General features: G+C 60.2%; 13 protein-coding genes and 2 pseudogenes. 7 read left to right on the forward strand and 8 right to left on the reverse strand.

Going from position 1 to position 20,846, the window contains the following annotated elements; translation table 11 throughout:
- Window positions 1-84: 84 nt before the first annotated feature.
- The 3 genes from BC360_RS18345 to BC360_RS18355 all read left to right on the forward strand — a co-directional run bounded on the left by BC360_RS18345 (window position 85) and on the right by BC360_RS18355 (window position 2,845).
- Window positions 85-1,350 (forward strand): alpha/beta hydrolase, encoded by a 1,266-nt coding sequence (locus BC360_RS18345; RefSeq protein WP_139110125.1) that lies wholly within the window; start codon window positions 85-87, stop codon window positions 1,348-1,350.
- An 11-nt stretch (window positions 1,351-1,361) separates the two neighbouring features.
- A complete protein-coding gene (locus BC360_RS18350) occupies window positions 1,362-2,153 on the forward strand; it encodes a hypothetical protein (protein ID WP_065796414.1) in 792 nt (263 codons plus the stop codon).
- A 212-nt stretch (window positions 2,154-2,365) separates the two neighbouring features.
- Window positions 2,366-2,845 (forward strand): hypothetical protein, encoded by a 480-nt coding sequence (locus tag BC360_RS18355; protein WP_083222618.1) that lies wholly within the window; start codon window positions 2,366-2,368, stop codon window positions 2,843-2,845.
- 439 nt (window positions 2,846-3,284) lie between these two features.
- Here the strand turns inward: BC360_RS18355 and BC360_RS18360 are convergent, their stop codons facing one another.
- Together BC360_RS18360 and BC360_RS18365 are read right to left on the reverse strand one after the other, a co-directional pair.
- Window positions 3,285-5,981 carry an adenylate/guanylate cyclase domain-containing protein gene (locus BC360_RS18360; RefSeq protein ID WP_065796732.1) on the reverse strand — a complete coding sequence of 899 codons (2,697 nt, stop codon included), beginning with the start codon at window positions 5,979-5,981 and terminating at the stop codon, window positions 3,285-3,287.
- A gap of 22 nt (window positions 5,982-6,003) precedes the next feature.
- Complete coding sequence (locus tag BC360_RS18365; protein WP_065793330.1) at window positions 6,004-7,704, reverse strand: peptide ABC transporter substrate-binding protein; 1,701 nt, start codon at window positions 7,702-7,704, stop codon at window positions 6,004-6,006.
- 546 nt (window positions 7,705-8,250) lie between these two features.
- Between BC360_RS18365 and BC360_RS18370 the strand changes: the two are divergent.
- Window positions 8,251-8,910, forward strand: a pseudogene (locus BC360_RS18370) (L,D-transpeptidase); the annotation flags it as partial.
- Window positions 8,911-9,313: 403 nt separating this feature from the next.
- Here BC360_RS18370 and BC360_RS18380 read toward each other — a convergent pair.
- Complete coding sequence (locus tag BC360_RS18380; protein ID WP_065796417.1) at window positions 9,314-10,009, reverse strand: GntR family transcriptional regulator; 696 nt, start codon at window positions 10,007-10,009, stop codon at window positions 9,314-9,316.
- Between the two features lie 167 nt (window positions 10,010-10,176).
- On the opposite strand from BC360_RS18380, the gene BC360_RS18385 reads away from it, so the two are divergent.
- On the forward strand, window positions 10,177-11,286 hold the full coding sequence (locus BC360_RS18385; RefSeq protein WP_065796418.1) for a mandelate racemase/muconate lactonizing enzyme family protein: 1,110 nt from the start codon (window positions 10,177-10,179) through the stop codon (window positions 11,284-11,286).
- A gap of 504 nt (window positions 11,287-11,790) precedes the next feature.
- On the opposite strand, the gene BC360_RS18390 is transcribed toward BC360_RS18385, so the two are convergent.
- From BC360_RS18390 to BC360_RS30915, 3 genes are all read right to left on the reverse strand, one after another.
- A complete protein-coding gene (locus BC360_RS18390; RefSeq protein ID WP_065796419.1) occupies window positions 11,791-12,294 on the reverse strand; it encodes an SRPBCC family protein in 504 nt (167 codons plus the stop codon).
- A complete protein-coding gene (locus BC360_RS18395; RefSeq protein WP_065796420.1) occupies window positions 12,278-12,634 on the reverse strand; it encodes an ArsR/SmtB family transcription factor in 357 nt (118 codons plus the stop codon). Before BC360_RS18395 ends, BC360_RS18390 begins: the two co-directional genes overlap by 17 nt.
- A 478-nt stretch (window positions 12,635-13,112) precedes the next feature.
- Window positions 13,113-13,867, reverse strand: a protein-coding gene (locus BC360_RS30915) for an IS5 family transposase (protein WP_139110102.1) whose coding sequence is annotated in 2 segments (ribosomal slippage) — window positions 13,113-13,534 and window positions 13,534-13,867 — 756 coding nt in all. Because the reading frame shifts where the segments join, the coding sequence is not laid out codon by codon here.
- A 61-nt stretch (window positions 13,868-13,928) separates the two neighbouring features.
- On the opposite strand from BC360_RS30915, the pseudogene BC360_RS32785 reads away from it, so the two are divergent.
- Window positions 13,929-14,084 (forward strand): annotated as a pseudogene (locus tag BC360_RS32785) (DUF4172 domain-containing protein); the annotation flags it as partial.
- 239 nt (window positions 14,085-14,323) lie between these two features.
- Here the strand turns inward: BC360_RS32785 and BC360_RS18410 are convergent.
- Together BC360_RS18410 and BC360_RS18415 are read right to left on the reverse strand one after the other, a co-directional pair.
- Window positions 14,324-16,225 (reverse strand): methyl-accepting chemotaxis protein, encoded by a 1,902-nt coding sequence (locus BC360_RS18410; protein ID WP_065796423.1) that lies wholly within the window; start codon window positions 16,223-16,225, stop codon window positions 14,324-14,326.
- A gap of 282 nt (window positions 16,226-16,507) precedes the next feature.
- Window positions 16,508-20,128, reverse strand: coding sequence for a hydantoinase B/oxoprolinase family protein (locus tag BC360_RS18415; protein ID WP_065796424.1), 3,621 nt, complete (start codon window positions 20,126-20,128; stop codon window positions 16,508-16,510).
- Between the two features lie 120 nt (window positions 20,129-20,248).
- On the opposite strand from BC360_RS18415, the gene BC360_RS18420 reads away from it, so the two are divergent.
- A complete protein-coding gene (locus tag BC360_RS18420; RefSeq protein ID WP_065786042.1) occupies window positions 20,249-20,833 on the forward strand; it encodes a winged helix DNA-binding protein in 585 nt (194 codons plus the stop codon).
- Window positions 20,834-20,846 lie beyond the last annotated feature (13 nt).

The following is a 20,846-nucleotide window of genomic DNA, read 5'->3' on the forward strand; positions in this document are numbered from 1 at the left end:
ATATCAGGGAAAGTTGGAAGCGTTTTGAGCAATTCATACACCGGCGATGCACGCGTCGCTTCATACTCATGCCGCCTGCGGCGGATGATCCTGTGCCTGACGCTCGTCACCGTTTCCGGATGCGGCGGCCACCCGAAGGGCGTGCTGACGCCCGTCGCCGACACGTCCCCCGATGCAAGGCGGGTGGAGATGCTGATCGCGACCACGCGTGGCCGCTCGGAAATGCCGGGAGAGATGTTCACGGGCGAGCGGGCACGTGCCCCGACGTTTGCGGACATCACCGTATCCATCCCTCCTGTCCGCAAGGTCGGCGATGTCGCTTGGCCGAAGAAGCTGCCTCCCAATCCGGCCACGGACTTCGCGACCCTGAAAGCGGACGAGCTGACGAGGGATGAAGCCAAGACCTGGCTCAATGCCTCGGTCAGGAAGAGCCCCGACCGCAGCGTGCTCGTGTTCATCCACGGGTTCAACAATCGGTTCGAAGACTCGGTCTACCGTTTTGCCCAGATCGTCCATGATTCCGGCGTGAGGAGTGCGCCCGTTCTGGTGACCTGGCCGTCGCGGGGCAGCCTGCTGGCCTATGGCTACGACCGCGAAAGCACGAACTACACCCGCAACGCGCTGGAGTCGCTGTTCCAGTATCTGGCCGCGGACAAGGAAGTGAAGGAGGTGTCGATCCTCGCGCACTCCATGGGAAACTGGCTGACGCTAGAAGCACTTCGCCAGATGGCAATCCGCAACGATCGCCTGCCGGCAAAGTTCAAGAATGTGATGCTCGCAGCCCCCGACGTCGACGTCGATGTGTTCCGCTCGCAGATCGAGGACATGGGAGACCAGCACCCGCAGTTCACCCTCTTCGTGTCGCAGGATGACCGGGCACTGGCCTTTTCGCGCAGGGTCTGGGGTGACATTCCTCGCCTGGGATCGATCGATCCGGAGCAGGCTCCTTACAAGCAGGAGCTGGCGGACAGCGACATTACCGTCATCGATCTGACCAAGGTGAAGGCCGGAGACAGCATGCACCACGGCAAGTTCGCTGAATCGCCCCAAGTTGTCCAACTGATCGGTGCGCGGATTTCCGAAGGCCAGACATTGACGGACAGCAAGATGGGCCTTGGAGATCACCTCATCGCAGGAACGGCAGGCGCGGCGACAGCGGCCGGGAGCGCGGCAGGCCTGATCCTCGCCGCGCCAGTCGCTTTAGTCGACCAAGCGACGCGCGAAAACTACGCTCACCACGTCACCGGGCTAGCGGGCCAGTCGGGCAGCGCGCAGAAGATCGCGGCCAAGGACTGTGGTTCAGAACAAAGCCTGGAACGTGATCCGGCGTGTCGCGCGCACCAAAACTGAAGGGACAGCCAATGAACAGCTACACCAAATTCGGCCTGGCGGCAGCAATCGCGGCGCTGATAGGGGGCAGTGCCGTTGCTGCCGACGTTTCTCCTCTGCTCACACGGGATCAACAGACGATCGAAGGTCCGGATGGTTGGTCGTTCTCGGTTGCGCCATATTTTTGGATGGCAGGGCTGTCGGGTGAAACATCGCAATTCGGTCTACCGACCGTTGATATGGATGCGGACTTCAATGACATCCTCGGCAATCTCGACTTCGCCTTCATGGCCGCAGGAGAGGCGCGAAACGGTCGCTTCAGCGTCATCGGCGACATCATCTACACGAAGCTCGGAGCCGATGGCGACACGCCAGGCGGCATCTTGGCGACCAGCGTCGATGTGACCTCTGAGACGTTCTCGGGTCTATTGGGCGCTGGATACGCAATCGTTGATACACCGCAGGGACATTTGGACGTCGTTGGTGGCGTGAGAATTTGGTCAGTGGACACAACGATTCGCTTCAACGGCGGCATCCTTGGCGGCATTGAAAGGAGCGATGGCGCGACCTGGGTTGACGGCATAGTCGGGTTGCGAGGCAAGTATTCCCTTACCCCGGAAGTCTACCTGACTGGATGGGGACTTGTTGGCGGTGGTGGAGCTGACATCGATTGGGACGTCGCGCTGGGTGTTGGCTACGAGTTCAACGATCGGATTTCGGCGATTGCCGGCTACCGAGCATTGGGTGTCGACTATAGCGACGATGGCTTCCTGTTTGACGCTGTCCAGCAGGGTCCAATTCTCGGGCTAGCCCTGAAATTCTAGACCCGTGTTTGCGGTTTTCAATACGGGGATACTCGACTCAGGCAGTGGATGCCAGTTTATCCATTTGCTCGAGCTTCATGGCTTCGCCTGATTGGCGCGGACGGGTAATTTCCTATCGCCCTTACTTGCTATGCCCTAAGGTTCGGGACGGGACGCTGTTTGCGCGCCTCGTCATTGACGTTCTGGGATCCGATTTGATGGGACAACACCACATGAATGTTCTCGACGGGACGCCGTGGGGCACCGACTGGGCTTGGAGCCTGCCTCTCATTCTCTTGAATGTTATCATCCACGTCTTTGGCTTGGCGTTCATCTACGACGGCTTCACCGTTCTTCTTCGGGAGATAGGCCGCCGGCGCAAATTCATGTTCCGCTTCGCGGTAGCCATGAACGCCGCCGTCTTTCTGATCGTCGCGTTGCACGGGATTGAAGCGATCAGCTGGGCTCTCGCCTATCTCGTGCTCGGCGCAATCCCGGATCCAAAAGCTGCCATGCTCTATTCTCTGGGCGCCATGACGGGTTTTGGGACCGGAAACGTCTCGTTGCCGCCACACTGGCAGATGATGGGCGTGCTGCAGTCGCTGGCCGGTCTGCTGCTGTTCGGCCTCACCACAGCCTTCATGTTTGCGATGTTCCAGGCGGTTTGGCCGTCGCAACAGCAGGCCATAGATGATCAACCTCCCGCCCATTAGGTTGGGCAGTGGATCGTCGCGTCCCGAGCCGCTCCCGTCAGGCAGGTTTTGTCCATTTCCCTCTTCGTGGCTTCGTCGGCCTTAGCCAGGGAAACAGCGCACTCCTCGGCCTTGGATTGATTATCGGGTCACCCGACGCCGACAGATCCATCTGCACTCACGATCCGTCGCCCGTTCCGGTCGATACATTATGCGATCCTAGCAACGCAAAGGGTACATTCTATCACCTTTCACCTGAAGCGCCTGCTCAACGGCGAATGGGGTACAAAAATTACCGTGTGACTCGGCCAAACCGGAAAGGTCTGGCCTTGAATCCAGACAGGTCGCCTTTTCAAATGCAGGCACGCTGCTCATCCACCAGCTTCCACCGGCGTCATGCCTCGGCGGGACTGTCGCTCCGGGCATCCGATCAACCAGCAAAGGCCCGCGTTCAATGGACTTAACCGCGGAGCGCGGCTATGTATTTCTCGAGCACCTTGATAGCCTCAGTTCGGCCGACGCCGCTTAATGCCGCCAGGTCTATTTCGAGCTGGAATCCCTGCTGAACGTGACGAACCATTTCCCCCGGCCTTGAGTGGTCGTCTCGAACGCCGAGCACACGATACGACTGAATCAGCTGCGAAAATCCCTTAATGGTCTGCGGGGGCAGTTCTTCAACCGCAATCTCATCCTTGACGAGCGCGTAGGTCTCCTGCGCCAGAAGAATGCCCCCGAGCTCGGCATGGGCCTGAAGGCGCGAGGCAAGATTCACTTCGCCGCCAATGATTGTGTAGTCCATTCGGTCCTCGCTGCCGAAATTACCAACTGTACAGTAGCCGGTGTTGATGCCGATGCGGAGATGAAACGGTAGCTTGTAACCGGCGTCCGCCCAATCCGCTTGCAGCTCATGCATCCGCCTCTGCATCGCGATTGCCATCCTGACACAGGCGAGCGCATCCTGCTTGGTACCCTTCGACTCCGGGTCGCCGAAAAAAGCCAGAACGGCGTCTCCAATGTATTTGTCGATTGTTGCGCCGTGCTCCAGCGCGATCTTGGCCATCTCCGTGAGGTAATGATTGAGCAACTCAGTCAATTCCTCGGATTCGAGTTTGTCCGTCGTGGCCGTGAAGTCAGCAATGTCTGAGAAAAATATTGTGAGCTTCTTTCTTTTCGAAGAAATCTCAACACTCTGCTTACCGGAGAAGATCGAGGCATAGACCTGTGGGGAAAGGTACTTCGACAGCTTGCTCGACAGGGATTCGAGCGTGCGATTCTGCTCGCCCACGCGCTTGCTCGCGTCTTCGGCTTGACGCTTGGCGGCGTCCGTGGCCGTGTGCAGCCGCGCGTTTTCCAAAGCTATTGAGGCGAGTTGGCCAAAGCGCCTCAATAGCTCGACCTCTTCTTCGCCGAATTCGAGCGCGGAGGCATCATCATACGCAATGCCGAGAACGCCCACGACGGTTTCGCCGGATTTGAGCGGCACGCCCATGATAGTCCGGATGGTGACATCCAACTGGGCCGCGGCGGCAGCCCGCCCCGGCCAATTTGGATAATCATTGATCACGATCGCTTCGCCTGTCTGCCAGACGGTGCCGGCTACGCCCTCGTTCTTGCTGAGCTTCTGGCCTATGTGCGTAGTGTATACGCCAACTCCGACCATCCGCTCGAGAAACTCGCCGGCCTCGTCCACGAGATAGACATAGCCATGCTGGGTGCCGAGCAATTGCGCGGCCCGAGCCGTGAGATCCGACAGGAGCTCGGCGAGATCGAGCCGGGCGATCAGGCCGAGCGAGGTATCGTGCAGTGCACCGAGATACTCGCTTTGTCGGCGGAATCGCCTTGCCAGGTTCTCTTGCTCGTTGCGACGGTTTTCTAAGTCGCCTAGATTCGCCGCCAATTGGCCGGTCATACTGTTGAAGGTCACAGCCAGTTTGCCAATCTCGTCTTCGGACTCGATTCGGGCGCGAGCTGCTAGATCACCTCTGCGCACCCGATCCGCGACATTGGTAAGTCGCTGGACGGGACCGGCAATGTGCTCTCGAAATATCATTCCGAGGAGCAAGCCCAGCAAAACAGCCGCGGCCCCTACGGCAACTATTATACGTTGTGCGTCTACGAGCTGATCCCTGCTGCTACCAAGATCGACCTGTAAACGTCGCTGCTCCTGGGTGGCAATATTGTCCAAAAGCTCAAGCATTTGCTCGGCCAACGGCACTGCTTGCGTGCGAAAAAGATAAAGATCCTCACGCGCGTGTTCGCCTTCCACCGCATCGAACATTCTGGACGGCAGCTCCAGGAAAGCCGCACGGTGTTTGGAGATCTTTTCGACCAAAGCGATCTGGTTGGGCGGCAGAATATTGCTGTTGGCGAGATGAGACCAGGCTGCTTCGTTGATGGTCAGGTTCGTCTCGTATTCGTATCTGAAACTTTTCCTTCCTGTTGTCACATAGCCGCGCAGTCCTGCAACCATTGCGTAAAACGAGCTCTGAAACGACGCGAGATTAACGAGAAGCGCGGTGTTGGCGGGCGTGGCCTCATGATTCTGCTGGGCCAGCATCATTGCCTTTGCCGATGCCACGATCGTTCCGATGAGCGGGTTCGCGTCACTGATGAGGATTTTGAGCGCGGGTTCCCTACGCAACTGATCATTGCGCAATTCGAAGAGTTGATCCGGCAGCGACTGCCACTTTGCCAGCTTTTCGCCGAATTCCTGCATGCCCTGCTCGACATCGCCGGCACCAGTGCTCGCCTGCGGCTCGCCTTTCGCGCGCAAGAGCGCCTCGAGCGCACGCATATCGGCCAGGAATGCACCTTCCGCCAGCCGATAGCCATCTCGATAGGATTCGTCGCCCAAAGCCAAGTAGCCTCTGACTTCGCCCAGCATACGTAAGAGATTTGCTTGCGCGCGCGCGGACGCAACTGCGCTCGGCGCGCTGAGATTTGTGGTTCTGTTGATATTGCGGACGGCTTCTATGCTGCCGAGATAGTTCAATCCAACGACCAGCAGCAAAATGGCAACCAGAATGCCAAAACCGAGCGTCAGCTTGCCACCGATGTTGAGTCTTCGCAAAATCGACGCTGCAGCTTGCGTGAGGATCCGCCAGGGAACGAGGTATGCGGGGCGGCTTTTCGCGAAACCCGGCTCTTCGGATGCCATGCCGCCATCCCCCCTCAGCAATTTACTTCTTGCGGTGCCACGTCGCGATGTTCCAGGTCTCGGAGTCCCAAGGGGTGGGATCATAGCCGGCGATGTCGTTGCGGAGGCCCGAAACGTAGGACCACTCGACGAGCGGAATGACAGCGGCGACGCTGATCAGAAGATCGTTCATGGCCACGAAAAGTCTGCGCCGTTTCTCCGGGTCCATCTCGGTTGCCGAGGCTTGGAATAGCGCGTCGTAATCAGCATTGCAGTATCGGGCCCAATTCGATCCCGACCAATTGTTGACCTTCTGGGCGGCCTCGGCGCAGGTCCACCCAATCATATAGCTACCGGGATCGGGACCCTTGTTTCCGTAAGCAAATTCCTCCAGGTCCGAATAAAAGTGCCGCCTTGAGTTTGTGCTATCTGGAGTTGATCCCAGAAATATACTGGAATCGATCAACTTCTTTTCTACCTTGACGCCGATCGAGGCGAAGTCTGCCTTGATGATGTCCTGCGTTGCCTCCCGCACCGAGTTGAACGAGGTCTGAAAAACCAAGCTAAGCGGAACACCGTTCTTGTCCCGAACGGAGTCGCCGTCGCTGTCGCGCCAGCCAGCCTCATCGAGCAGCGCGCGCGCCTTGTCGCGATTGAATTCCCATCTTGTATTTTGCGAAACAAAGGGTGCCGGTGCAACCAGGAGGTTGGCCGTGGCACGGCCGCTCCTGCCGTAAAGCTCGGCGATCTTCTCGCGGTCGACCGCGACGGCGAGCGCCTGTCGAACGCGCTTGTCGGTCAAGATCGGATGGGGAAACTGGGTGCTTGAGCGTTCACCGTCGGCTGTTTCGCGTCCGGGATCGCTGAAGTTGAGCATGACGCGTTCGACATAGGAGCCCCAGTACAGGGCGACCTTGCCTGTTCCCTTGGTTTCGAGCCTGCGGAGCTCAGCCTCGCCCACCTGGAGGTTCCAGGCATAGTCGACGACCCCTTCGCTCAACACCGCGTTTGCCGCCGTGTTGGCGTCACCGCCGCCTTGGAGGGTGACCTCCTTGAACTTCAAGCTAGCGCGATCGCGATATTCAGGATTTGGCTCGAAAATGATCTTGACCGTGTTGACGACATCTTCGCCAATAAGTAGCACATCTTCAGTTCGGAATTCCCTAAGGCGGTATGCGCCCGTCCCGATCGGTGCCAAATTGGCCGCAGCATTTACGGCGTCCTTATTGTTGTAGGCGGCGAATACGTGTTCCGGAATAATCATGCCTTGGACGCCAACGAAGGGCAGCGACCAGGCGGGATTGACGGTCCTGAAGGTGACCTTCACGGTCAGGTCGTCGAGCGCCACGACCTTCTCGACAGATCTATACGACCCGGTGCTCGACGAACCTACGTCCTCGTTGGTGATGTAGGCGTACGTGAACAGAACGTCTTTAGCCGTGAAGGGAACGCCGTCGGACCACTTCACGTTCGGCCGCAGCTTCCACGTCACCGATCGTCCGTCGGCAGCGACCTGGCCATTCTCCAGGGACGGAATCTCGGCCGCCAAAAATGGCACCAAGTTACCCTCGCTGTCAAAACTCGCCAGCGGCTCATAGACTATGCGGCTGGCAGTCTGATCCTTGATGCCGGGCGCCAGATGGGGGTTGAGGGTGCTCGGCGCTTGCCACAACAACAATCTCAGCGTATCGCGGTCCAACTCGGCCGACTGGGCAGGTTGCGAAAAATTGACAAGCAGTGTCACGACTACCGCCGAGAAGACCGTACTTATCGAACTCAACTTATCCTGCAACGCCAACCGCCATCGCGCAGCTTCTCGCAACGGTTGGACCAACATCATTATACTGTCCCCACGAGTTCTCTCCTCTAGAATATCCAAACTGAGTGGTAGATCAATTCCGGCGCTCTCTAAAGCAACTTGTATCCGCCCATGACCCTCGCAAATTGAACTCAATGCGAACTCTTAGCAACATCTATTGAGGCTCAACCCATTGCCTAATTCGAAAGAAGTACGGCGTCAGATGGAACTTACGGCGTGCTCCAGGATATGAGCAGTGTCGATCGGATCCGTTGGTCAGCGCCGAATAGGCGACCGCTGCTCCCGGAGATGTCGCGCTATTTATACAGTGTTCGGGGAAGTCGAAGGATACAAGCCTTGTGGGCCGCGCGAATTCGTTCTCGTCGGCTTCCGATATAACATCTGTCGCGTACCAGCGGTGCGTCGTCAGAGTTACAAGCCGATCGCGGCTGAGCCCTAACCACGGAATGCCTGGAAACAATCGAGCCATCCGGTAGTATGCCGCCTGTGGGCGTTGATCGCATGCCGACCGGTTCAATTCCACCGGTCAGCATCGACAGCAACATCACCGCCAACAGCACGATGTATGCCTCGCTGATCGACAATGGCTTCGTAATTCCTGCAATCCCATTCCAGAAGGTCAAGCCGGAATTCCGACGTCAGATTGTTATGGATCCGACCGGCGAGGCGCCGGGCACGATCGTGGTGCGGCTCAACGAGCGGCATCTTTATTGGGTGCAGGAAGGTGGCGAAGCGATCCGTTACGGTGTCGGCATCGGCAAAGCCGGCTTCGAATGGAACGGCCGCGCGGAGATCCAGTACACAAAAGAGTGGCCGACCTGGACGCCGCCGAAAGAGATGATCGCGCGCAAGCCGGAACTGGTGAAATGGACGGGTGGTCAGCCGGGCGGGCTCGACAACCCGCTCGGCGCCCGCGCGCACTACATCTACAAGGACGGCCGCGACACTGGCTATCGCGTGCACGGCTCACCCGAATGGTGGACCATCGGCACTCAGGCATCTTCCGGTTGCGTGCGCATGATCAACCAGGACGTCATCGACCTCTACAACCGGGTCAAGGCGGCGCCGACCAAAGTCCCGATTGTGGTAATCGTGATTGGCGCTTCGCCCGAGTGCAACCACGATAGGTAAGTCCGGCTTCTTGCTTTTTCTATCTGCGCCGGAGGCAGGCAGGACGCCCTCAAACAACATCGCCAAGTGACCGGGGCCCGAGTTGTCAACGGAAAACATGCCAAGGTGAAGGTCGTCATCGGCGAGCACGCACGGCCCGGCATCGAGACAGACGAGCCAACTCGCGGCGCTCAAGTACGAACGACGCGAATGAGAGATCGCGTCAATGTCGAGGTCGCGCAGTTTGTCGAGCTTGATCATGGTTACTCCGCCCTATTCGGTCTCCATCTGGTCCTCTCTTTCTAAGAGGGATCCCGTAAGCGGATCCAAGCTCAAGGGGCCAACTTTACCATCACCGGATCTCTCCGGAATGCGGCAAGATGAGTTGAGGCACGCCGCCCCCATCCTCTCGCGTTATGATAGACTAGATGTCGGTATTCAACTCCGATACCACATTGCAACCGAGCAGCGCGACCAGCCCGCCGCGTATGTGGTCGATATGCTCGTACATGAGGCGAGCGCCCTCTTCGAAAGCGCCCTGCTCGCATAAACGAAGAAGTTCCGCATGTTCTCTCACCGCCTTTTCCCGGTCGCCGTGAATAGTCGAGAGCTGGATCCGGGTGTGGCGGTCGCACTCCGCGAGCAAGGTCTGCACTGTCAGGACAATGCGGGGGCTACGCGCATGACGGTAAAGGCACAGGTGGAATTCGGTATTCAGTTCGTTCCAGGCATCCATATCGAGCTTGTCGATCGAATTGGCGTAGCGCGTCTGTATCTGGTGCAGCGCGTTTAAATCGTCTCTCGTCAGCAGCGGAGCGGACCGCTTGAAAAGGAACGGTTCGAGAAGGAGCCGCATGTTGAACAACTCTTCGATTTCATCCGCAGTGAGCTGGACAACGATCGCCCCCCGGTGAGGGAGGATCTTCAAGAGCCCCTCGCTTTCAAGCTGAACCAAGGCCTCACGGATCGGGATACGGCTCATGCCGAGGTCTTCGGCCAGCCCATCCTGTCGCAGCTGAGAGCCGGGAGGATAGTCGCCCGATACGATGCGATTGCGGATTTCCTCGGCCGCGGCAGACGCCATCGTCTTATGCTTGAGGCCTTTTGCGACTGCGGTCATGGCACCGATCCAGATAAACTTTGCTCCTGCGTAACCGGGTTCAGGATTTTATACAATGATTGTCCCGATCCCTCACCCATCCCGATTTCGTCATCTCCTATAACGACTGCCGGCTTGAAGGCACGTCATTTATATTTTATACAATATACAAAATTAAGGAGAACCCAATGAGAATTCTTGGCATCGACGTATACAAATACCAAGTCGGATACGCCCATGGCACGTATGTGATGTCGGGGGACCGCGTTGCCAGTGCCGAGGATGGCACGGTCGTGCGCATCCGGACCGATGAAGGGCTTGTCGGCTGGGGCGAGATCACGACACTCGGCAAGGTCTACCTTCCGACCTTCCCGGAGGGCATTCGCACCGCCTTAAAAGACCTCGGGGAGGCACTGATCGGCGCGGACCCGACCAATATCGGCAAGATCGCGCGCATCATGAACGGCACGCTGATGGGACAGGAATTCGCGAAGAGCCCCCTCGACATCGCTTGCTGGGATATCTTCGGCAAATCGCTGAACCGGCCGATTTCCGCGCTGATTGGCGGCACTCTGAACGAGCGCTTCCCGATCTACGAGGCGGTACCGCTTGATCGCCCGGAAGCCATGGCGGAGTTCATTCAGGAACGCCGGCGAGCCGGGATCAATCGCTTCCAGCTGAAGGTCGGCAACAATCCATTCGACGACATCGCCCGCACGCGAGCCAGCGTGGAAGCGGGCGATACTGAGACGGTGATCGTCGCCGATTCAAACGGTGGGTGGTCGCTTGCGTCTGCCAAGCTGGCGCTCCAAGGGCTGGGCGGTCTTCCCGTCTATGTCGAGCAACCATGCCGCAGCACGGCCGACTGCATTCTTGCCCACCGCGGATCGTCGATCCCGCTGGTGCTCGACGAGTCCATCGTCAACCACGACGAGATCTACCGGGCCAAGTACGAGGCCAATGCGGTATCCATCAATCTTAAGTTCGGAAAGCTCGGCGGCCTGACGAATGTGGTGAAGGCGCGTGACCTCCTCCAGGAACTGAACATGGCAGTATCAATCGAGGACATGTGGGGCGGCGACATCATCACGGCCGCGACGTCGCACGTCGCTGCCACCACTCGCCCCGAGTCCCTGCTCATGACGCCATTTTTCAACGACTGGACGGACGGCCATCTGGCGAACCACACACCTCGCTCCTCCACAGGCTTCGGGTCCGCGCCGACGGCGCCCGGCCTCGGCATTGTGGTCGACGTGTCGCGGTTGGGCGAGCCCATATTTACTGTTGGCGCAAAATAGGCCAAGCCGATTTTTGCGTGAGCGACGCGGAAGCCGTCGACTTGACGGCTCCGCAAACGTCGAGAATGGAAATCCTTAGGGCCTCAAGCGCAAGTCGAAACGCACTTGCGCCATCCGGGCAACAGCCGGAGAGCTCGCAGCCGGGCACCGTGGCGGCCGGCGCTCTGCTTATGCTGCCGATGATGGCTTGTCGCATATTGGTCAGCCCGCCATGCTTAACCCGCTGGCGGAATTTGGCAATTGGGTCGCGTTCCCGACGATACATTATGCGACCTTTTTGGCCCAGAACGTGAACATCCTAGCAATAGCCGTGGACGGCGCTCGTGAAGAACGGCTCCCTTCCATTACTGTTGACTTGGGCTCCGGACGCGATCTAGGAGCCCGAAGTGGACCATCAGTTCGTTACGCGGGGGCGACAGGTTTGCGCTTCGCTCCGGCCAGAAAGGCCGGTGGAGTCACTTCCCAAGAGCATACGTTCCCTCGAGGCGAGTTTCCCGACCCGCGCTACTCGCCTATGCTGGAAAGCAATTCGTCGAGCTGCTCCAACTGCTCCGGCAATGCGGCCGCCGAGCCCTGTAGTGCTTCCTCAAGCGCCTCCTTGGACGGATAGACTTCGTGGAAATTCAGTAATGTCCTCCCGCCTTGGTCCTCGAAGGTCACGGTCGTGATCGCGCCCTCTTCGCCCTCGTCGTTGGTCCAGACGATGCGCTCGTTCGGCACCACCTCGAGATACTTGCCATAGAAGGCCATGGTGTCAGAACCGCCGGCGCCGAATTCCAGCCGATATTTGCCGCCGGTACGGACGTCCATATCGCACGATACGAGCGAAACGCCGGACACCGATTTTGGCACCCACCAGCGCTGGAACAGCTCGGGCTGGCTCCACGCCCTGTAAACCGTGCTCGGCGACGCATTGAATGTCCGTGTTACGACGAGTTCGCGATCCCCTCTGCGCTCGACTGACGTGCGGTTCTGCGCACCACCTGCACTGTTAACCTGCTGAGTCATCGCTTCCCTCCTGTTTCATTTCGCTGATGATTTCGTCCAATGCTTCGAAGCGGGCCTCGAAGAGCTTGCGATGCGCCTCGATCCACTCAGCCTCCGCCTCGAGGCCGCGTTTCCCAAGCTTGCAGGTTCTCACCCGTCCTACCTTCTGCGTGACGACGAGCCCCGCCCGCTCGAGAACCTGGACGTGCTTCTTCATGCCGGTCAGCGTCATCTGGAACTTATCCGCGAGACTGGTGATCGACGCGTCCCCTCGCCCAAGCTGATCGATGATCCCGCGGCGGGTCGCATCGGACAGCGCTGCAAACGAGAGATCGAGGGGAGGATTTAAATACTGAACCATCTAGTTCAGTGTATAGCCTGCTCGCGCAGGAAGCGCAAGCGTCCCGAACTTTCCATGCCGTAAACCAGTCATCCGAGGCCATGTACCGCGGCGGCGGCAGCAAAAAATCGTCTGCTGCGGGTCAAGAGCGGACCTTCGAAGCCGCTGATGAACGAATGTCTGCTTTCAACGCCTGCTCTCCGAAAGCAGTCCGCCGGCTAACGGCCCCATTTTAGTCATCGCCAACCATGTTCGAGATGACCGCTTTTGGCGCATCTCGGCCGACGCTGGCCGCAGTGAGCGACTGCCTGCCTGAAGGTTTTTTGGATGCGCGCCGAGAGGTGACCGTTGCCACTGACTGTGTTTCGGGCCGCGTTGGAAAACCTTGGAAGGGGGAAGCCGCGGAGGCGGTCGATCTATCGCCCATCTGACCGTCGACTGCGCATGCCTCGCCTTGAGCGGGATCGAACCAACGACCTCTAGGGTCAGGACTCGTTAATCACAGCCAGAAGATAACCGAGGCTGCGATGCAGATTGCTGAGAAGAAGGTGTGGGCACATAGGTCATAGCGTGTTGCGATGCGCCTCCAATCCTTGAGTTTGGCGAATAGGTTCTCGACCTTGTGTCTGCGACGATAGAGGGCTTTGTCGTAGACGTATGGTTTCTTCCGGCTTTTAGAGGACGGGATGCAGGGCTCGATGCCCCTTGCGAGGAGCTCTTCGCGGACCCAGGTGCTGTCGTAGCCCTTATCGGCGATGAGGTAATTGGCTTTGGGCAACGCGTTGAGCACGATCCGGGCGCCCTTATGGTCGCTCATCTGGCCTTCAGAGAGCAGCATGATGATTGGCCGGCCGTCATCATCGCAGACGGCATGGAGCTTCGAGTTCAGTCCGCCCTTGGTTCGCCCGATACAACGGGGAACATCCCCTTTTTTAGAAGGCTTGCCGCGGTGCGGTGGGCCTTCAGATGTGTCGCGTCGATCATGATGCGCTCAGGTTGGGGGCCCTCGCCGGCCAAAGCGGCGAAAATCCTGTCGAACACGCCGAGCCGGCTCCAGCGAATGAAGCGGTTGTAGAGCGTCTTATGTGGCCCATACTGCGAAGGTGCATCCTTCCACTGCAGACCATTGCGGATCACATAGATGATACCACTGACGACACGCTGGTCATCGACACGCGCACCCCCATGAGAAAGCGGAAAATGCGCAGATATGCGAGCCATTTGGCGCTCGCTTAGCAGGAACAAATCACCCATCAGAACCCCCTTCAATGGAGACTCTGAATCACATCTCAAACGAAATTAATAGGTCCTGACCCTAGACCATGAAACGCTGTCTCGCTGGCGTGCAATGTTGAGGACCGGAAATCGTCATATTGGCACGATTGGCGGACACCGGACACACGAGAATGCCATGCAGATCGTGTCCGGCCGCCACGACAAGCCTACCATCCATTTTGAAGCTCCACCGTCAACGCGGACATGCTTTCGCCGCCGACAGCCGGAAGGCGCGAATCGTGGCTGCAGTGGCGAGCGGCAAATACGACGTGCCGGGGTCGCTGTAACCTTTGACATTTGCGCACGGCTCCTGCCGCAGCAGGCTGCCGCCCTCGACTGAACTCCGCAAGCCTGCCCAGGCAAACAAGAGTTAGCGGGGCGGTCAGGCGCCGTCCCGCTCACAGATTTGTTACGCGCTTGCGCTCCAGGCAGGACCTAGGCGGCACGGCTCCAGCTTTCGCGCGCTGCCGCGCCTTCGAGCTTGAACTTCGCCAGCATCGTCCTCAGCTGCCGGCTTTCTTCGGCGAGCGTTCCGCTGGCGGCCGTCGTCTCTTCGACCATAGCCGCGTTCTGCTGGGTCATCTGGTCCATATGGTTGACGGAGGTGTTGATCTCCTGCAGCGCGGTTGCCTGTTCGCGCGCGGCGGTGGCGATCGTATTGACATGGCCGCTGACATTGTTGACCAGGGTCTCGATCTCGAGCAGCGCATCACCCGTCGAGCGCACCAGCGACACACCGTTTTCGACTTCGCTTGCCGAGCTGTGGATCAGCGTCTTGATCTCCTTGGCAGCATTCGCCGATCGCTGGGCCAGTTCGCGCACTTCCTGGGCGACGACAGCAAAGCCGCGTCCCGCCTCGCCCGCCCGTGCCGCTTCGACGCCGGCGTTGAGTGCGAGCAGATTGGTCTGGAAGGCGATCTCGTCGATGACGGAAATGATCTGGTTGATCCGGTTCGACGAGTCTTCGATGCGGCCCATGGCGTCGATGGCGCTGCGCACGATCGCGCCTGAGCGTCCGGCGCTGTCCTTGGTGGCACGCACCATTTCATGCGCTTCATTCGCCCGCTCGGAGGCAGTCCGGACGGTCGACGTAATTTCGTCAAGCGCCGCGGCCGTCTCCTCAAGGGCTGCCGCCTGCTGCTCGGTGCGCTTGGACAGGTCGTTTGCCGCCGAACTCAGCTCGGCGGAATTGTCGTTGATCGTACCGGCCGCGGTGCGGACGTTCTGCATCGTCGAGCGCAGGGTCACCATTGTGGCGTTGACATTGGTCTGAAGCTCGGCGAACGCGCCATGGAATTCACCGCGCATCGTCTGGGTCAGGTCGGCCTCTGCGAGTGCAGCCACAACGCGGCGGACTTCGTTGACCGTCAGGTCGACGCTCGACACCAGCTCGTTGACGCTGGCGGCAAAGCGGTTCAGGTCCTCGTTACTGTAGTCCTTGGTGATGCGGCCCGTGAAATCACCGGCAACGGCCGCGGCAACCACGATGCTGATGTTGGACTGGAGATCGCTGCTGCGGGCATGCAGCACCGCCTCCTGGGCCTTCATGTCGCGCATGCTGATGGCGTTCTTGCGGAAGACTTCGACGGCACGGGCCATCTCGCCGATCTCATCGCGGCGCGAAACGTCGGCACCATCGCCATCCAGCTTGCCGTCGGCAAGCTCGCTCATGATCGACGTCAGCGACTGGACCGGGAGCACGATGCCAAGGCGGGCGACGAGCAGGCTGACGGCAACGCCGAAAACGATACAGGCGCCGGCGGCAGCAAGCAGGATCGTCATGGCGACGGAGGACGACTCCAGCGCTTCGGCGCGGGCGGCAGCGAGAGCATCGCCGGAATAGGTGCTGTAGGCCTTGACGGTGGTGGTCACCGTCTTCTGGGCGTCGAGCGCCTTGTCGAGAGCAGCCTTGACGGCGGCACCGTCAGCGCCATTCGACCCGGCGACGGCAACCATCGCCCGGATCTCGTCGAAATAGCTGTTCAGCGTCGTGCGGATATCGTTGAGAAGTTTGTCCTCGGCATCGTCGGCGACCGCCTCGATCTTGGTCAGGCGACCGAGCATTTCCGCGGCACGCGTTTCCGTTTCCGCACCGAACTCCGAAGCCTTACCGGGCGTTGCAGCCAGCTGATAGGTCATGCGGCTGATGGCGATGATATCGACCCGGAGGTCCATCGCTTCGCGCGCCGCTTCTTCGCGGGCGCCAACTTCGACGATCGTCGTTCCGAGCGAGGAGAGCCCGCGCGCGCCGGCAAGCGCAATGAGGGTTGAGGAAATGCCCATGACCACGACCACGAGGCCGACCTTGGTCAATATCGATAAATTCTTGAAGGCCACTGCCGTGACTCCTGTGATGTCGCGATCGCGCTGGTTTGCTGGACATGGTCGGCCAAACCGGTGGGAGGAGACCCGGAATGTTGCGCGCGCTCCGTGGGAGGAGGCGGAGATTTCTGGCGCACCGACCGAGAGATACTTAGTAATTGCGAATTTAAATTAACGTTAAAACAGCAACACCAGGATCGGCCCGGTCAAGACGGCGCCTGTTTCGGCAGCCTTCAAACGCAAAGCGGGCGGACGATTGCTCGCCCGCCCGCAGACCACCGCAGCAGTCTTGGGAGATCAATTCTTGCCGTAGCCGCCGCCGGTTGGCGTGACGACCGTAAAGGCCTCGCCGGCTTCCAGAACCGTATGGGCGCAGCCCGACAGCTCTTCGTTTCGGCCGTCGTTGCGCCGGACGATGTTCTGGCCGAGATTGCCGGGCTCACCGCCCTTGATGCCGAAGGGGGCAACGCGGCGATGACCGGAGAGGATCGCGAAGTCGAGCTTCTCCCGGGCGCGAATGGTGCGCTTCGTGCCGTCGCCGGCCGACCACTTGCCCTTGCCGCCGGAGCCGCGGCGGATGTGGAAGTCCTCCAGCACCACCGGGAAACGGGTCTCGAGGATCTCAGGATCGGTCAGACGCGAATTGGTCATATGCGTGTGGACCGCATCGGCGCCATTATAGCCGGGCCCCGCCGGCGCACCCGAGCAGATCGTCTCGTAATACTGGTAATGCGCGTTGCCGAAGGTCAGATTGTTCATCGTCCCTTGAGCGCCGGCCTGGCTTTGGACCGCACCGAAGAGGCAGTTGGTAACGGCCTGGCTGACCTCGACATTGCCGGCGACGACCGCCGCCGGATAGCGCGGGGTGAGCATCGTGCCTTCCGGGATGACGATGCGGATCGGCCTCAGGCAGCCGGCGTTCATCGGGATGTCGGCTTCGACGAGCACGCGGAAGACATAGAGGACCGCCGCCCGGGTGACCGGCGCCGGCGCGTTGAAGTTGTCCGAACGCTGCACCGACGTACCGGTGAAATCGACAGTAGCTTCGCGCTTGTCGCGATCGACGGTGATCTTCACCACGATCTTGCAGCCCTGGTCCATCTCGTAGGAAAACTCGCCGTTGGGCAGTTGGTCGAGCACCCGTCGCACGCTTTCGGCGGCATTGTCCTGGACGTGGCCCATATAGGCCTCGACGACATCCTCGCCGAACTGCGCGATCATCTTCTTGAGTTCGGCCACACCCTTCTCGTTGGCGGCAACCTGCGCCTTCAGATCGTTGACGTTCTGGACGATGTTGCGCACGGGATAACGTGCACCGTTCAGCAGCGCCTCAAGCTCGGCCTCGCAGAACCGGCCGGCATCGATGAGCTTGAAGTTGTCGATATAGACGCCTTCTTCCTCGATGTTGGTCGCCAGCGGCGACATCGAGCCGGGCGAAATTCCACCGATATCGGCATGATGGCCGCGGCTTGCGACCCAGAAGCGGATCTCCCTGCCCCGGTCGTCGAACACCGGCGTGCAGACCGTCAGGTCGGGCAGATGCGTGCCGCCATTGTAAGGCGCATTGATGAGGAAGACGTCGCCGGGATGAATGACCGGGTTCTCGCGGATCGCGGTCGCGACCGAGGCATCCATGGAGCCGAGATGCACCGGCATGTGCGGCGCGTTGGCGACGAGATTGCCCCTGTTGTCGAACACCGCACAGGAGAAGTCGAGACGCTCCTTGATATTCACGGAATAGGCAGTGTTCTGCAGCGTCACGCCCATCTGCTCGGCGATCGACATGAAGAGGTTGTTGAAGATCTCGAGCATGACCGGATCGGCCTTGGTGCCGATCGCGCTGCGCGCCGGCAGCGCCTTGACGCGGCGAAGCACGATATGGTCCTTGGCCGTCAGTTCCGCCTGCCAGCCGTCCTCGACGATAACAGTCTGGTTCGGCTCGATGATGATCGCCGGACCATCGAGGCGCTGGCCGGGCTTGATCTCGGAGCGAAGCGCCACTGGCGCATCATGAACCTGGCCCTGCGAGTAGAAGCGGGTGCTGCGGCTGAGCGCGGGCGCGCCTTCGGTCGTGGCCTGGCCTTCGCCTTCCATCTGGGCAGCGCCGCCGCCGACGGTTTCGACTTCGACCGCGTCGATGACCAGTGCCTTGTTCTCGGCAACAAAGCCGAAGCGGCGCTTGTGCAACGTCTCGAACTCGGCGCGCAGGCGCGCGATATCGTCATGCTCGGGGAAGGTCGCATCAACCGCCAGAACCGTATCGGTGCCGGCATAGCGGATATGGGCGCGCAGATGCGTGCGGATCTCGTCGCGAGCAATGCCTTGCGCCTCGAGTTCGCCGAGGCATTCGACCTGCAGGTCGGACCCAAGCTCAGCGAGGGCCGCCGGCGCCTTGTCGTCGAGCGCAACGCCGAGCGCCTTCTGGCGCGTCGCGCGAATATCGGCAAGGCCCATGCCATAGGCCGACAGCAGGCCCGACATCGGGTGAACCAGAATGCTCTTCATGCCCAGCTGATCGGCGACAAGGCAGGCGTGCTGGCCGCCGGCACCGCCGAAACAGCTGAGCGCATAGCGCGTCACGTCGTAGCCGCGCTGGACCGAGATCTTCTTGATCGCCTCGACCATGTTGGCCACGGCAATGCGGATGAAGCCGTCAGCAACGTCCTCGGGGCTGCGGCCATCGCCGATTTCCGCGGCCATCGCCGCGAACCGCTCACGCACCGTCTCGACGTCGAGCCGCTCGTTCTGCTCCGGCCCGAACAGCGCCGGGAAAAACTCGGGCATCAGCTTGCCGAGCATCACATTGGCATCGGTGACAGCCAGCGGGCCGCCGTTTCGATAGCAGGCGGGACCGGGATTGGCGCCGGCGGAATCCGGTCCGACGCGGAAGCGCTCGCCGTCAAAATGCAGGATCGAGCCGCCGCCGGCGGCAACCGTGTGGATCAGCATCATCGGCGCGCGCACGCGCACGCCGGCGACTTCGGTTTCGAAGGCACGCTCGTACTCACCGTCGAAATGGGCAACGTCGGTCGACGTGCCCCCCATGTCGAAGCCGATGACGCGGTCGAAGCCGGCTGCTTCACCGGTTTTGGCGAGGCCGACGACACCGCCGGCCGGGCCGGAGAGGATCGCATCCTTGCCCTGGAACATGTCGGCAGCCGTCAGACCGCCCGATGACATCATGAACATAACGCGGGCGCCCGAGCGCTCGATATCGAGCTCGTTCGACACCTGTGCCACATAGCGGCGCAGCACCGGCGAGAGATAGGCGTCGATGACGGTGGTGTCGCCGCGACCGACATACTTGATCAACGGCGAGACTTCGTGGCTCACCGACACCTGTTCGAAGCCCATTTGGCGGGCAAGCCGGGCAACCAGCGCCTCATGCTCCGGATACTTGTAGGCGTGCATGAAGACGATCGCGACGGTGTTGTAGCCCTGGTCGCGAAGTGCTGCCAGCGCCTCGCGTGCTTCGGCTTCGTCGAGCGCCTGCTCGACCGTGCCGTCGGCCAGCACCCGTTCGCCGAGCTCGACGATGTCCTGATAGAGCGCTTCCGGCTTGATGATTTCGGTGGCGAAGATGTTCTTGCGTTCCTGATAGCCGATCCTGAGCGCGTCGCGGAAGCCGCGCGTCGTCACCAGCGCCAGCGGTTCGCCCTTGCGCTCGAGCAGCGCATTGGTCGCGACCGTCGTGCCCATGCGCACTTCGCTGATGAGCCCGGACGGGATCGGCGCGCTGGTCGGCAGGCCCAGATGCAGGCGGATGCCCTGCACCGCCGCATCGCGATAGGCTTCCGGGTTCTCCGACAGCACCTTGCGCGCATGCAGAAGGCCTTGCGGATCCCTGCCGATCACGTCGGTGAAGGTGCCGCCACGGTCGATCCAGAAGTCCCAGCTGCCGGTTTCGCGTGCGCTCATCGTCCATCCTCTCACTCGTATGCCGCCATCTCGGGTCGGCTCCGAAAATCATCAAAGCAGTTCGTTGACAAAATGTCGATAAAATGATGACATAAAATCGTCAAGATGAGGAAGTGCTGAATGACGAAGAAGTCTGAGGAGAGCTTTGAAGGCAGGGAATGGGCGGAGGACGCTCTGCCCGGCCATCTGAAGCCCGTATCCGCGATCGGGCCGATCGTCTCCTCCGCACATCTCGCCGAAGGCGGGTCCCCTGGCCTTTCGGAAGTCGAGTACGGCCTGATCCTCGCCTCGCACGCCTTCCATCGCTGGATGGTGCGGTGCATGGCGGCTGCCGGCGTGCCCGGCCTTTCCTCCATCGAAATCCTGATCCTGCATACGATCCGCCACCGCGATCGCGGCAAGAAGCTTGCCGATATCTGCCTCGTGCTCGACATCGAAGACACCCATGTCGCGACCTATGCCATCCGCAAGCTTGAGGCGGCCGGCCTTGTCACCACGGGCAAGGAAGGCAAGGAAAAGACCATCCAGATCACCGACAAGGGAGCAGAGGCCTGCACCCGTTATGCACAGATCCGCGAGCGCCTGCTCGTGACGTCGACGGCCAATGCCCGCCCTTCCGAAGAAACGCTGTCGGAAATCGCCGCCGTGCTGCGCTTCATGTCGGGTGCCTATGACCAGTCCGCGCGCGCCGCGACCACATTGTGACAAGGAAGATCGC

The organism is Ensifer sp. LC163, assembly GCF_001695855.1.
Classification (GTDB): Bacteria; Pseudomonadota; Alphaproteobacteria; order Rhizobiales; family Rhizobiaceae; genus Ensifer.

Bases quoted from the DNA above. Each gene is read 5' to 3' on its own strand.
- BC360_RS18345 (WP_139110125.1), top strand. From the start codon at position 85: ATGATCCTGTGCCTGACGCTCGTCACCGTTTCCGGATGCGGCGGCCAC.
- BC360_RS18350 (WP_065796414.1), top strand. From the start codon at position 1,362: ATGAACAGCTACACCAAATTCGGCCTGGCGGCAGCAATCGCGGCGCTG.
- BC360_RS18355 (WP_083222618.1), top strand. From the start codon at position 2,366: ATGAATGTTCTCGACGGGACGCCGTGGGGCACCGACTGGGCTTGGAGC.
- BC360_RS18360 (WP_065796732.1), bottom strand. From the start codon at position 5,981: ATGGCATCCGAAGAGCCGGGTTTCGCGAAAAGCCGCCCCGCATACCTC.
- BC360_RS18380 (WP_065796417.1), bottom strand. From the start codon at position 10,009: ATGACCGCAGTCGCAAAAGGCCTCAAGCATAAGACGATGGCGTCTGCC.
- BC360_RS18385 (WP_065796418.1), top strand. From the start codon at position 10,177: ATGAGAATTCTTGGCATCGACGTATACAAATACCAAGTCGGATACGCC.
- BC360_RS18390 (WP_065796419.1), bottom strand. From the start codon at position 12,294: ATGACTCAGCAGGTTAACAGTGCAGGTGGTGCGCAGAACCGCACGTCA.
- BC360_RS18395 (WP_065796420.1), bottom strand. From the start codon at position 12,634: ATGGTTCAGTATTTAAATCCTCCCCTCGATCTCTCGTTTGCAGCGCTG.
- BC360_RS18415 (WP_065796424.1), bottom strand. From the start codon at position 20,128: ATGAGCGCACGCGAAACCGGCAGCTGGGACTTCTGGATCGACCGTGGC.
- BC360_RS18420 (WP_065786042.1), top strand. From the start codon at position 20,249: ATGACGAAGAAGTCTGAGGAGAGCTTTGAAGGCAGGGAATGGGCGGAG.